Source organism: Stakelama marina, from assembly GCF_018122655.1.
Classification (GTDB): Bacteria; Pseudomonadota; Alphaproteobacteria; order Sphingomonadales; family Sphingomonadaceae; genus Sphingomonas; species Sphingomonas marina.
The window spans coordinates 439,946-452,978 of the sequence record NZ_JAGRQC010000003.1; the positions used below are offsets into that span (position 1 = coordinate 439,946).

The 13,033-nt window shown below is 64.2% G+C and carries 12 protein-coding genes and 1 tRNA gene; 5 read left to right on the forward strand and 8 right to left on the reverse strand.

Going from position 1 to position 13,033, the window contains the following annotated elements; genetic code table 11:
* Positions 1-94: 94 nt before the first annotated feature.
* Together J7S20_RS11955 and J7S20_RS11960 are read right to left on the reverse strand one after the other, a co-directional pair.
* The gene (locus J7S20_RS11955) at positions 95-907 is read right to left on the reverse strand and encodes an undecaprenyl-diphosphate phosphatase (protein WP_284054451.1); all 813 of its coding nucleotides are present in this window, start codon (positions 905-907) and stop codon (positions 95-97) included.
* A 60-nt stretch (positions 908-967) separates the two neighbouring features.
* Positions 968-1,894, reverse strand: a complete 927-nt coding sequence (locus J7S20_RS11960; RefSeq protein ID WP_284054452.1) for a complex I NDUFA9 subunit family protein — start codon at positions 1,892-1,894, stop codon at positions 968-970.
* Positions 1,895-2,022: 128 nt separating this feature from the next.
* Between J7S20_RS11960 and J7S20_RS11965 the strand changes: the two genes are divergently transcribed.
* Positions 2,023-2,110: transfer RNA gene (locus J7S20_RS11965), tRNA-Leu, on the forward strand.
* Positions 2,111-2,177: 67 nt separating this feature from the next.
* Here J7S20_RS11965 and J7S20_RS11970 read toward each other — a convergent pair.
* Positions 2,178-3,074, reverse strand: coding sequence for a LysR family transcriptional regulator (locus J7S20_RS11970; RefSeq protein ID WP_284054453.1), 897 nt, complete (start codon positions 3,072-3,074; stop codon positions 2,178-2,180).
* Positions 3,075-3,257: 183 nt separating this feature from the next.
* Between J7S20_RS11970 and J7S20_RS11975 the strand changes: the two genes are divergently transcribed.
* Together J7S20_RS11975 and J7S20_RS11980 are read left to right on the forward strand one after the other, a co-directional pair.
* The gene (locus J7S20_RS11975) at positions 3,258-3,671 is read left to right on the forward strand and encodes a (R)-mandelonitrile lyase (protein ID WP_284054454.1); all 414 of its coding nucleotides are present in this window, start codon (positions 3,258-3,260) and stop codon (positions 3,669-3,671) included.
* A 68-nt stretch (positions 3,672-3,739) separates the two neighbouring features.
* Entirely contained in the window at positions 3,740-4,612 is an 873-nt protein-coding gene (locus J7S20_RS11980; RefSeq protein ID WP_284054455.1) for an aldo/keto reductase, read from the forward strand.
* A 93-nt stretch (positions 4,613-4,705) separates the two neighbouring features.
* Here J7S20_RS11980 and gyrB read toward each other — a convergent pair whose 3' ends face one another.
* Complete coding sequence (gyrB, locus tag J7S20_RS11985) at positions 4,706-7,183, reverse strand: DNA topoisomerase (ATP-hydrolyzing) subunit B (RefSeq protein WP_284054456.1); 2,478 nt, start codon at positions 7,181-7,183, stop codon at positions 4,706-4,708.
* Between the two features lie 101 nt (positions 7,184-7,284).
* Between gyrB and J7S20_RS11990 the strand changes: the two genes are divergently transcribed.
* The gene (locus tag J7S20_RS11990; protein ID WP_284054457.1) at positions 7,285-7,653 is read left to right on the forward strand and encodes a cupin domain-containing protein; all 369 of its coding nucleotides are present in this window, start codon (positions 7,285-7,287) and stop codon (positions 7,651-7,653) included.
* A 60-nt stretch (positions 7,654-7,713) separates the two neighbouring features.
* On the opposite strand, the gene J7S20_RS11995 is transcribed toward J7S20_RS11990, so the two are convergent.
* Both J7S20_RS11995 and recF read right to left on the reverse strand, forming a co-directional pair.
* Positions 7,714-9,039: a DEAD/DEAH box helicase gene (locus J7S20_RS11995; RefSeq protein ID WP_284054458.1), complete on the reverse strand. Its 1,326-nt coding sequence runs from the start codon at positions 9,037-9,039 to the stop codon at positions 7,714-7,716.
* A gap of 323 nt (positions 9,040-9,362) precedes the next feature.
* Positions 9,363-10,430, reverse strand: coding sequence for a DNA replication/repair protein RecF (gene recF, locus J7S20_RS12000; RefSeq protein WP_284054459.1), 1,068 nt, complete (start codon positions 10,428-10,430; stop codon positions 9,363-9,365).
* 33 nt (positions 10,431-10,463) lie between these two features.
* On the opposite strand from recF, the gene J7S20_RS12005 reads away from it, so the two are divergent.
* On the forward strand, positions 10,464-10,808 hold the full coding sequence (locus J7S20_RS12005; protein WP_284054460.1) for a hypothetical protein: 345 nt from the start codon (positions 10,464-10,466) through the stop codon (positions 10,806-10,808).
* Positions 10,809-11,070: 262 nt separating this feature from the next.
* On the opposite strand, the gene J7S20_RS12010 is transcribed toward J7S20_RS12005, so the two are convergent.
* Positions 11,071-11,853, reverse strand: coding sequence for a Coq4 family protein (locus J7S20_RS12010; protein ID WP_284054461.1), 783 nt, complete (start codon positions 11,851-11,853; stop codon positions 11,071-11,073).
* 70 nt (positions 11,854-11,923) lie between these two features.
* The gene (dnaN, locus tag J7S20_RS12015) at positions 11,924-13,033 is read right to left on the reverse strand and encodes a DNA polymerase III subunit beta (RefSeq protein WP_284054462.1); all 1,110 of its coding nucleotides are present in this window, start codon (positions 13,031-13,033) and stop codon (positions 11,924-11,926) included.

Here is a 13,033-nt window from a genome sequence, read left to right on the forward strand (position 1 = left end):
AGTGAGACAGCAAAACTTACCTATTCCGCAAGATAATTGCGCGGAATTTCTCAGGCGGCGCGGCTCGCCGCAAATTTAATGGGCCGAACCGGACCTATATCGACAGCAGCCATATCAGCGCGGCACCGCCGATCGCGATACGGTACCAGGCGAAGGGGGCGAAGCCGTGGCGCGTGACGATGGTCATGAACCAACGGATGACGAGCATGGCGACGACGAACGAGACCACAAATCCCAATGCGATGGCCAGCCACCCGCTCTCGCCAAGCGATGCGTGGCTCTTCAACAGGTCGTATCCGGAAGCCGCGATCATCGTCGGCACTGCGAGGAAGAAGCTGAATTCGGCAGCGGTCTTGCGATCGACGCCCAGGCTCAGCGCGCCCATGATCGTCGCGCCCGACCGGCTGACGCCCGGGATCATCGCGAGGCATTGAACGATGCCGATGCCGAGCGCGGTCTTCCAGGTCATCGCCTCGACCTCGTGCGCTTCGGGTTCCTTGACCAGTTTTTCGATCACCAGGATCGCGATGCCGCCGACGATCAGCGCGATCGAGACGACCAGCGGCCCGACCGACGGGCTCGTCAGCAGTGCCTTCACGCCTTTGTACACGAACACGCCGATGACCGCCGATGGCAGAAAGGCGAGCAGGATGTTGCGGGTGAACAGGATGGCATCGCCTTCGCGGCCGAGCAGCCCGACCGCGACCGCCCAGAAGCGTTTCCAGTACAGCACGATTACCGCGAGGATCGCGCCGAGCTGGATCACGATCTCGAACGTTCCCGATCCCTCGCCCTGAAAGCCGAGTAGCGCGCCGGCAAGGATGAGGTGTCCGGTCGAGGAAACCGGCAGAAATTCGGTCACCCCCTCGACGATACCAAGCAGGATGATGGTCAGAAGTTCGGTCATGCGGTCCCCTCGGCGCCCGGAGACGCCGGGCCGCTCGCGCTAGGTAGAAGGAAAAGTGGCTCAGGCGTGTTCTTTGCGGCCGAACCGTCCATGGCGGCGATACTGGACCAGCCAGCCCGGCGCTACCGTGGCAAGCGGCGTCGGCGTTATGCCGAGCTCGGTTACCCCGGCGGTGTCCTGTGCCACTACATTGTCACGCAGCAGCATCTGCCACTGGTCGCGCGTGATCGGCGTTCCGGGCAGCGAGGCGAGCATCGAACCAAGCCCGTCAGGGACATCGACGATCGCCGGATCGCGGCCGATCGTCTTCGCTATCCAGCGGATCAGCGCGTCCATCGTCAGAATGTCGGGGCCGCCGAGTTCGAAGACGCGTCCGCCATAAGCCTCCGGATCGCCAAGCGCCTTGACGACGGCGGCCGCGACATCGGCGACATAAATCGGCTGAAACCGCGTCGGGCCGCGCAGCACCGGCACGATCGGCGCCGACGAAATCATGCGGGCGAAGCGGTTGATGAACTGGTCCTCGCGCCCGAATACGATCGACGGGCGTAGGATCGTCGCATTGGCGAATGCCTTGCGTACCGCGGCTTCGCCCTCGGCCTTCGAACGGCCATAGGCGGAAGGCGAATCGGCATCGGCGCCGATCGCCGAGATGTGGACCAGCGATTCGGCGCCCGAAGCGGCCGCGGCTTCGGCCACGTTTCGCGCACCGTCGACATGATATTTCTCGAAGTCGCCCGACAGGATGCCGACCAGGTTGACCACGCCGTCGGCACCGGCAACCGCGCGCTCCACGGTTTCGGGGCGCGTGATGTCTGCGGCGATGAACTGCGTTTGTCCCAGCCCGCCGAGCGGCTTCAGATACCATGCATCGCGCGGATCGCGCTGAGCGATGCGCACGCGCGCGCCCGCTGCCAGCAGATCCTGCACGACATAGCGCCCCAGGAATCCGCCGCCGCCGAATATCGTAACCAGCTTGTTCTTCATCGTCGCCTCTTTGCTGTCGCCCCGCCAAATGCCTGTTGCAGGCACAAACGGCAAGCACCGACATGGAGTTTCGAAAGCAGGATTGACAACACCATCGCTGCTACCCTAGAGCGCGCCGCCTACCCCGTGCCCAGATGGCGGAATTGGTAGACGCACCAGCTTCAGGTGCTGGCGGCCTTTGTGGCCGTGGAGGTTCGAGTCCTCTTCTGGGCACCATTTTCCTACAGCGCGAATCATCAGGCCCGTGGATCGGCGCGCGAGCCGTGACGAGAATCGCACGGCTTCAGGCGCCGGTGAAGCACAAGGCATCGACGAGCAGCGCAAATGCCTGCGATTGCTGGCGGCGGCTGGGATAATAGAGGTGATAGCCCGAAAAGGGCGGGCACCAGTCTTCGAGCACACGCATAAGGTATCCCGACGCGACTGGCTCGGCGATATAGTCTTCGGGGAGGTATGCGATGCCCGATCCGTCGATTGCCGCCTGACGGGCCATCGCGATTTCATTGACGATAAGCTGGCCTTCGACACGCACGTTGAGTGCGCGCGCTGCCTTTTCGAACTCCCAGGCGTAAAGCCCGCCAAGCGTGGGAAAGCGCAGGTTGATGCAGTTATGCCGCGAAAGCTCATGCGGCGTTCGTGGCGGATCGCGGTCGGCGAAATAGCCTGGCGACCCGACAGCCGCCATGCGCATGTCCGGCCCGATCGGCACCGCGATCATGTCCTGTTCCAGCGTCTCGCCCATCCGAATGCCCGCGTCGAATTGTCGAGCGGCGATGTCCACCAGCCCGGCGTCGACATTCACTTCCACCTGCACATCGGGAAAGGTGGGCAGGAACTTGGCCAATGCCGGCCAAAGAATCGTCTCTGCCGCATGAATGCCGGTCGTGATGCGGATCGTGCCGGCCGGCCGATCGCGCATTTCGGCGATGGCGCTCAACTCCGCTTCGATCTCGTCGAAGCGGGGCGCGATGGTGGCAAGCAGCCTTTCGCCCGCCTGCGTGGGCGACACGCTGCGTGTCGTCCGGGTGAGCAGCCGGACTCCGACGCGCTCCTCCAGACCTCGCACCGCATGGCTGAGCGCTGAGGGAGATAGGCCCATCTGCGCCGCTGCCCGCGTGAAGCTGTGTTCCTGCGCCACCGACCGAAAGGCGAGCAGGTCATTGACGGTCCGGCGCACCATTACTGAATCCTTTTCACAAGCTCTTGCGAATTACCTCCTCTAATCCCCGGATACTGCACACACCACATCGGTTGGTGAACGGCAGCCGAGGATGCGACCCCAATGATCGTGATGACCATGTTCGCGCTTGTCTTCGGCGGTGGTGTTTCGGTTGCAGCAGAACACGCAGGAAAGGAGCAAGCTGTGGAAATCACTCGCAAGAAGGATATGAAGACCGTCGAGGGGCCTGAGGAATATTTTACCGGAAAGGCGACGATTACCGGGCAGTTTTCGCGCGAAGACCCGTCCAAGGTGACGGGTGCGATCGTTCATTTCGAACCTGGCGCACGCACCGCCTGGCACAAGCATCCGCGCGGCCAGACGCTGATCGTGGCCGAGGGTGTCGGCTGGACGGCGCTCGAAGATGGCGAGATCCACGAATTTTACGAAGGTGACATGTTGTGGTGCCCGGCCGACAAGAAGCACTGGCACGGCGCGACCCCGCACGAGGCGATGACCCATATCGCGATCCAGGAAACCGATGAGAACGGCAGGAATGTCGAGTGGATGGAGAAGGTCAGCGACGAGGAATATCTCAAGGGTCCGAAAAAGCACTGACCGGCGGTGCCTATCGCGCGGATCAGATCATATCCTCATCTGCGAACGTCCAATCGAAGGTTAAGGCGATGATTCTCGAAGAAACCTATGCGCTGTCCGGCGGCGTCACGATCCCGAAGCTCGGCCTCGGAACGTGGATGATCGACGACGACAAAGCCGCACAGGCGGTGCGTGATGCCATCCGCATCGGTTACCGCCATGTCGACACGGCGCAGGCCTATGGCAACGAACGCGGCGTCGGCGAAGGTATTCGTGATTGCGGCGTTCCGCGCGACGAGCTGTTCGTCACCACCAAGCTTGACGCAGGGATCAAGTCGCTTTGCCAAGCGCGCGATGCGATCGATGGTTCGCTCAGGACGCTGGGACTGGACGTGATCGACATGATGATCGTTCATAGTCCGCAACCATGGGACAAGTTCCGGAAGGGTGAGCACTTCTTCGAAGGCAATCTCGAAGCGTGGCGCGCGCTCGAGGAGGCGCTTCAGGCCGGCAAGCTCCGGGCCATCGGCGTTTCGAACTTCGAGCAGGTCGATCTCGACAATATCCTGGAGAACGGAAGCGTGAAGCCGGCGGTCAACCAGATCCTCGCGCATGTCACCAACACGCCTTTCAAGCTCATTGATTATACGAAGAGCAAGGATGTGCTGGTCGAGGCCTATTCGCCATTCGGTCATGGCGAGGTGCTGAACAATCAGGAGCTTGCCGCGATCGCCGGAAAATACGGCGTCAGCGTGCCTCAGCTCTGCATCCGCTATTGCCTGCAACTGGGGCTGCTTCCACTACCCAAGACCGCGTCGCCCGATCATATGCGCAGCAATGCGTCGGTCGATTTCGTGATCGACGAGGCCGATATGGAAGCGCTTAAGACCGCCACGCCTATCGATAATTACGGCGAGGCCAGCGCATTCCCCGTTTACGGCGAGAACGCCCGCAGCGATTGATCGTCAAGCGCCAGCGACCGGTCTGGCCGATCGGCATATTGATCCCGTCGGACAACGGCCCGACGGGATCAATATCGCGCGACGAACCTTGGCTCAAACGTCGAGATTGGCGACGCTCAGCGCGTTTTCCTGGATGAATTCGCGGCGCGGCTCGACGACGTCGCCCATCAGGCGGGTGAAGATTTCGTCGGCGACGTCGGCCTGTTGGATTTCCACCCTCAGCATCGAACGGTTCTGCGGGTCGAGCGTCGTTTCCCAGAGCTGTTCGGCGTTCATCTCGCCAAGCCCCTTGTAACGCTGGATCGACAAGCCCTTGCGCCCCGCCGCCAGCACCGCCTCCAGCAGTTCGCTCGGCCGTGCGATCAGCGTTTCGCCCTTGCCGGCGACCACCGCCTCGTCTTCGCCTTCCGCCGCATCGTCGTCGGACGACGCATTGCGCAGCGGCACCAGCTTGGCGAGATGCTCGTAGCTCGCGGCTTCTCCCGAGGCGAGGCCGTGCAGCTTGCGCGCCTCGGCAGAGGCGAGGAAGGCCGGCTCGATCACGTGATGATCGGTGACGCCGCGCCACAGCCGTTCGAAGTGCAGGCCGCCATCTTCGGTCACGCGGGCCGACCAGCGGGCGCCGTCATCGGTCATGTCGAGCCGCTTGGCGACCCAGTCGAGCCGGTCGGCGCGCTGCTGTTGCGTTGCCGTCGGGTCGAGCGCGCCGCCCATCGCCAGCACTTCGACGATCGCCGGATCGTAACGCCGCGGGACATAGCGCATCAGCGTGCGCATCCTCCGGGCATGGTCGACGACGGTGCGCAGGTCCGCGCCCGTGCGCGCGCCGCCCGCGGTTTCGAGCACGGTCGCGCCGACGCCGTTTTCGACGAGATAGTCGTCCATCGCGGCATCGTCCTTCAGATAGACCTCCGACCGGCCGCGCATCGCCTTATACAGCGGCGGCTGCGCGATATAGAGGTGCCCCTGCTCGATGATCTCGGGCATCTGGCGATAGAAGAAGGTGAGCAGCAGCGTGCGGATGTGGGCGCCGTCGACATCGGCGTCGGTCATGATGACGATCTTGTGATAGCGCAGCTTGTCGAGGTTGAATTCCTCGCGCCCGATGCTCGTGCCCATCGCCTGGATCAGCGTGCCGATCTCCTTCGACGACAGCATCCGGTCGAAGCGCGCTCGCTCGACATTAAGGATCTTGCCGCGCAACGGGAGGATCGCCTGGAAATGCCGATCGCGGCCCTGCTTGGCAGAGCCTCCGGCGGAATCTCCCTCGACGAGGAAAAGCTCGGACTTGGCGGGATCACGCTCCTGGCAGTCGGCGAGCTTGCCGGGCAGGCTGGCAATGTCCATCGCGCCCTTGCGCCGCGTCAGGTCGCGCGCCTTGCGTGCCGCTTCGCGCGCCGCGGCGGCGTCGATGATCTTCTGAATGACGATCTTCGCGCTTTGCGGATTTTCCTCGAGCCATTCGGCGAGCTTGTCGGCCATCAGGCTTTCGAGCGGCTGGCGCACTTCGGAAGAGACGAGCTTGTCCTTGGTCTGCGAACTGAACTTCGGGTCGGGCAGCTTGACCGACACGATCGCGGTCAGCCCCTCACGCATGTCGTCGCCGGTCAGGCTGACCTTTTCCTTCTTCAGCATGCCCGAGCGTTCGGCATAGCCGTTGATCGTGCGCGTCAGCGCTGCGCGGAACGCCGCCAGATGCGTGCCGCCGTCACGTTGCGGGATGTTGTTGGTGAAGCACAGGACGTTCTCGTAATAGCTGTCGTTCCATTCGAGCGCGACGTCGATGCCGATATCGTCCTTGTCGCCGACGATAGCCACCGGCTCGGGCACGATCGCGGTCTTGTTGCGGTCGAGATATTTGACGAACGCTGCGATTCCGCCCTCGTAGAAGAGTTCGACTTCCTTCACGTCCTCGTGCCGGCTGTCGCGCAGCACCAGCCGCACGCCCGAATTGAGGAAGGCAAGTTCGCGGTAGCGATGTTCGAGCTTGTCGAAATCGAATTCGGTGATCTTGAACGTGTCGGGCGAGGGCAGGAAGGTGACGCGCGTTCCCTTGCGCCCTTCGGCCGGGCCGACGACCTTCAGCGGCGCCTCTGCCTCGCCGAGGCGGAAGCGCATGTAATGCTCCTCACCGTCGCGCCAGATCGTCAGATCGAGATATTCGGACAGCGCGTTGACTACCGACACGCCGACGCCGTGAAGGCCGCCAGACACCTTGTAGGCATTGCCGTCGTTGGTGTTCTCGAACTTACCGCCGGCATGGAGCTGGGTCATGATGACCTCGGCCGCCGAAACGCCTTCTTCCTTGTGGATGCCGGTCGGAATGCCGCGGCCATTGTCCTCGACCGAGACAGAGCCGTCGGGGTTCAGTTCGATCAGGATGCGGTCGCAATGCCCGGCAAGCGCCTCGTCGATCGCATTGTCAGAAACCTCGAACACCATGTGGTGGAGACCCGAACCGTCGTCGGTGTCGCCGATATACATGCCGGGACGCTTGCGGACCGCGTCGAGGCCCTTCAGGACCTTGATCGATTCCGCGCCATATTCATTCTGCTTGGGGTCGGTAGCCATGCCAAGCATATAGGAATTGCGCACGCCAAGGGGAAGCAAAATACGGCCCCGCAGCCATATCGGCCGACCCGCCGAAGCCGTTACCGGAGAAAAGGAACACCATGCCAAAGAAGATCAATCTGGCCGATGCTTTTTCGCGGTTCGACGACGCCTGGAACCCGCGTATTCTCGGCGATGTGAACGATGCGCAGGTCAAGGTCGCGAAGTTTCGCGGCGCGTTCGACTGGCATCATCATGACGACGAGGACGAGATGTTCCTGGTCGTTTCCGGCCGCATGCGGATGGGGCTGCGCGACGGCGATATCGACCTGGATGCGGGCGAGCTGATCGTCGTGCCGGCGGGGGTGGAGCACCGGCCCGAGGCGCTGGGGGGCGAATGCCATGTGCTGATGTTCGAGCCCGCCACCACGCTCAACACCGGAACCGAGGAATCGGAGCGGACGCGGCGCGACCTCGAACGGCTCGACTGACCGGAAGGGCTGCAATGGGTGGTGACGGGCACACGGCGGCGCCCGTCAGTCGATTCGCTCTCAGCCTTGCGACTTGCTACCGCGACGGCGCTGGCCGCCACCGGGGCGGCGCTTGCGCTGCGCGTTCGCGGGCTTCGCGTCGTGCGTCTTGCGCGGGCGGCGCGGACCGCGGTCCTGCCGAGGCTTGCGCGGGCGGTCGGGACGCTCGGCGGGAACCGGGCCGACGCGCGTTTCCTTGATGCGTTCGGCCTCGGTGAGGAAATTGTCGGGCAGCGGTACGACCTCGACCTTCTGCCGCGTCAGCTTCTCGATGCCGCGCAGATAGGGGCGCTCATCCTCTGCGCAGAAGGCGAAGGCGATGCCGTCATTGCCCGCGCGCGCGGTGCGGCCGATGCGGTGGACATATTGTTCGGCGACGTTGGGCAGTTCGAAGTTGATGACATGGCTGACACCCGACACATCGATCCCGCGCGCGGCGATGTCGGTGGCGACGAGTAGCTTGACCCGGCCCGACCGGAATGCGCCGAGCGCCTTTTCGCGCTGCGGCTGGCTCTTGTTGCCGTGGATCGCGACCGCTTCGATGCCGTTGCCGGCGAGCAGCTTCACGACTCGGTCGGCGCCGTGCTTGGTGCGGGTGAAGATCAGCGCGCGCTCGATCTCGTTATTTTCGAGGAACAGCGTGAGGAGCGCCTGCTTTTCCTTCTGGTTTACGAAGGTGACATATTGCTCGACGCGCTCGGCGGTCGAGGCGACGGGCGTGACCCTCACCTCGGTCGGATCGGTGAGGAACTGACCGGCGAGATCGCGGATCGCCTTGGGCATCGTCGCCGAGAAGAACAGGCTCTGCCGGTCCTTGGGCAGCATCGGGATGATGCGCTTGAGCGCGTGAATGAAGCCAAGGTCGAGCATCTGGTCGGCCTCGTCGAGGACGAGGATCTCGACATCGGATAGCGCCAGGCACTTCTGGTCGATCAGGTCGAGCAGACGCCCCGGCGTGGCGACGAGGATGTCGACGCCCGAGCCGAGGTCGCGGCGGTTGCGCGCGATCGGCACGCCGCCGAACACGGTTGCAACGCGCAGCTTGGTATAGCGGCCATATTCCTTGGCCGACTGCGCGATCTGGCTGGCGAGTTCGCGCGTCGGCGCGAGGATCAGCATGCGGCAGCGCATCGGCTTGACGCGCTCGTTCGCGGCGACGAGCCGCTGGATCGACGGCAGCATGAACGCTGCGGTCTTGCCGGTGCCGGTCTGCGCGATGCCGAGCAGGTCGTCGCCTTCGAGCAGCGCGGGAATCGACTGGGCCTGGATCGGCGTCGGCGTATCATAGCCCTTCTGGGCGAGCGCATCGACGAGCGACCGGTTGAGGCCGAGTTTGGAAAAAGACATGAATTTCCTGAAATGGTCAGCAGCGCCAGGCGCATCTCTGGCGCATGGCGGGCGGGGAAGAATGGCACCCCGCGTGATTTGGGAAGCTTGAGCTAATAGACGACGCGGAGCCTAGGTCCGGGGACCCGATCACGCTGCATGACACGTCGCTTGGACCGCCAGATGGTCGTGTTGCGGTGCAATGTCAAGAAATTGCGTGCGATTGCGACAATCGTCATGCCGGACTTGATCCGGCATCCATCGACCGGCTGCATGAGCATGGGCTAATGTTTCGTGCTGGCCCACGGATCAAGTCCGGGGTGGCGAAGACATTTATCGGGACGTTATCCGTCGATCGAACCATTGGTCAGCGAATACCGGCTCGCATCGGGCGGGAGTCCGTCGAACAGGCCGGCCTCGGTGCCCGTCATCCAGACCTGCCCGCGTCCCGCCAGCCGGTCGAACAGCGCGCGGCGGCGGAGGGGGTCGAGATGCGCGGCGACCTCGTCGAGCAGCAGGATCGGATTGCGGCCGACTCGGTCCGCGACGAGTTCGGCATGCTCGAGCACGATGCCGAGGAGCAGCGCCTTCTGCTCGCCGGTCGAACATAGCGCTGCCGGCTGGTCCTTGCCGAGATGCGTCACGGCGAGGTCGGTGCGGTGCGGGCCGGTGAGCGTGCGCCCGGCGGCGGCGTCGCGCGCGCGCCCGGCGGCGAGATCGCGCGCGAGCATGTCGCCTTCGCCGCTCCAGCCTTCGAGCGACAGGCCGGCGCGCGCGAACGGCCCCTCGGGCTGCTCGGCCAGCCGCTCCGCCAGCGCGGTCACCGCGTCGCGGCGGGCGGTGTCGATCGCGGCGCCGTGTTCGGCCATCTGCGTCTCGATCGCAGTCAGCCATTCGGGATCGGCGGGTGCGTTGTCTGATAGCAGCCGGTTGCGCGCGCGCATCGCGGCTTCGTAGCGGCTCGAATGCTGCGCATGGCCGGGGACCAGCGCGAGCGTCAGGCGGTCGAGGAAGCGGCGGCGTTCGCCCGCGGCCTCGACGAAGATGCGGTCCATCGCCGGGGTCAGCCACAACACCGTCAGCCAGTCGGAAAGCTGCGTGGCGGGGGCGCCGGCTCCGTTGACGCGAACCAGCCGCCGGTCGGGCGCGTCGGGGCGCGTGCCGGTGCCGATCTCGACTTCGCCCTCCAGCCGCGCGGCCACGCCGAAGGCACCGTTGCCACCCTGACGCGCCATCGCGGAAAGCTGTGCGCGGCGGAGACCGCGTCCCGGCGCGAGCAGCGATACCGCCTCGAGGATATTGGTCTTGCCCGCGCCATTCTCGCCGGTGAGGACGACGAAGCCCGGACCGGGGGTGAGCACGGCGTCGGCGTGGTTGCGAAAATCGCTGAGGGAGAGGCGCGCGATTGCCATGTCCTGTCCCTAGCGGCTAGGACGGTGGCTGCAATGCGTAGCAAACTGATACCCTTGGCACTGGCGGTCGCCGCGCTTGGCGCCTGTCACCAGAAAACCCCGCAGGAAAAGCAGGCCGACCAGATCGTCGATGCTGCCGATGCGAAGGCCGATTCGATCGAGGCGGCAGCCGATAACAAGGCTTCCGATCTGGAGGCGCAGGCCGAGCAGATGAAGCAGCAGGCCGGGCAGGCGGGCACGTTCGAGGGGCGCCGGATGCGGCTTCAGGCCGAATCGCTCAAGGAACAGGCCAAGGTCTTCCGCCAGGAAGGCAAGGCGAAGGCCAAGGCGGTGCGCGACGAGGGCCAGGCCAAGGCGAGCGCGCTGCTGGCGCAGTAACGGGCTTGGCTTCACATAATTCGCGCTGATTCTTTGCGAAAGTTGCGTGCGACAGTAATTTGATGTCGGGGCGCGTTGGCGGTGATTTCGACCGTTCAAAGAGCGCGCCGGAACAGCGGTAACGCGCAGTCGAGCAGGCGAAATCCTACATTGCAAGGAGGATGGCGGTGCGGATGCGAATCGGTATGCGCGGGGGCCGCTTGTTGCGCAGTAGATGCTGAAACGCGTTCAGCATGACGGCGGGGATGCCCCCCCGCCGGCGCTAGATGCCTTTCAGTCCCTGTTCGGCGAGGCGTTGCTGGGCCGCGCGATATTTGACCGGCTCTGCGATGTTCAGGCGCTTGCGTGCCGCCTCGAGCGGCTCGAACATCAGCTTTTCATAATCCTCGCCCGATAGCCACTTGGCCTGCTTGCCGTGGCGATAGCCTTCGAGCACGGCGGCGGCGAATTTGCGCTCGCCGGTTTCGCGCAGGCTCTTGAGCGCGGCGCCGCCGGCGATGAACGCCCAGCCGAGCCCGCGCGTCTGCGCGAAGGAAAAGGCGACGAGGCACGCCTCGCCTAGATGTTCCTCGGCAGTATAGCCGGTCAGGATGTGCCAGATATCGTGGATGTCGCGTTCGCGCCGCCCGTACCAGGCATAGGGATGCTTGAGTTCGCGCCAGCCGCTATTGTCGGCATAGCTGATATCGGCGAGCCCCTGCGCCGAGAAACCGGTCTTGTCGAGAAAGGCGCGGTAGTGCGCGCCGACCGATCCTTGGGGCATCGAATCGAGCCAGGCGCGGTCACTGAAACGCTCCGACAGTTCGACGCGCGCATAGGCGAGTTCGCCGCCGCCGGGACGATCGAGCAGCTTGCGATAATTTTTCTGCGACGTGTCGCCGTTGAGCGCACGCATGATGCGGAACACCTGCACCGTGTCGTCGCCGTTGCGCAGCAGTTTCCTGAGCGCGCGCCACGCCGAAGCCCAGTCGCGCTTCGTCTGGATCGCGGGGCTTTCCTCGGGCGTGTCCTGCGCGGTGTGCGGTGCGTCGATTACCGTTGCCATGGCCTTTTCCATACTGACAATGGTGTCAGTATGGTGGCGCGGGCTTTCAAAATCAATAACCGCCCGCGCGTCAGACGCGCATCGGCATCAGGACGTAGAGCGCGGGCGACTTTTCATTCTCGCGGATCAGCGTCGGGGCCGATGCGTCGGCGAGATGCACCTCCACCGTATCGCCTTCGATCTGGCCGAGAATGTCGAGCAGATAGCGGCTGTTGAAGCCGATTTCGAACGGCAGCGCGGTATATTCGCCGGGCACTTCCTCGGCCGCCGCGCCGTTTTCGGGGCTCGTCACCGAGAGCGTGATCTTGTCACGGTCGAGCGCCATCTTGACCGCGCGGGTCTTTTCGGTGGCGATCGTCGAGACGCGGTCGACGCCCTGCATGAACGCGCGCGGGTCGATCTTGAGCAGCTTGTCGTTCCCGGTCGGAATGACGCGGGTGTAATCGGGGAAGGTGCCGTCGATCAGCTTCGAGGTCAGGATCGCCTGGCCGAGGTCGAAGCGGATCTTCGAACCCGACAGCGACACGCCGACCGATCCGTCGACCTCGTCGAGCAGCTTGCGAAGTTCGGCGACGCATTTGCGCGGGACGATCACGTCGGGCATCTGCTCCGCGCCGTCGGGCCGCGGCACGGTGACGCGGGCGAGGCGGTGGCCATCGGTCGCCGCCGCTTTCAGCACCGGCTGGTCGTCGTCGGAGACGTGCAGGAAGATGCCGTTCAGATAATAGCGCGTCTCTTCGGTCGAGATCGCGAAGCGCGTCGAATCGATGATCTGCTTCAGCGTTTCGGCGGGCAGTTCGAAGGTGGTCGGCAGATCGCCCTCTGCAATGACCGGGAAATCGTCGCGCGGCAGCGTCGGCAACGACGACGAATAGCGTCCGGCGGTGATCTGAAGCTTGCCCTCTGCCGCCGACAGTTCGACCTGAGCCCCTTCGGGAAGCTTGCGGGCGATATCGAACAGCGTGTGGGCGGATACCGTGGTCGAACCCGGCTGGTCGATCGCGGCGGGAACGGTTTCGTCGATCTGCAGGTCGAGATCGGTCGCCATGAGGCGAATCGACGCGTCCGACGCCTCGATCAGCACGTTCGACAGGATGGGGATGGTGTTGCGCCGCTCGACCACGGACTGAACATGGCTCAGCCCCTTGAGCAAAGTTGCGCGTTCGATCGTCGCCTTCAT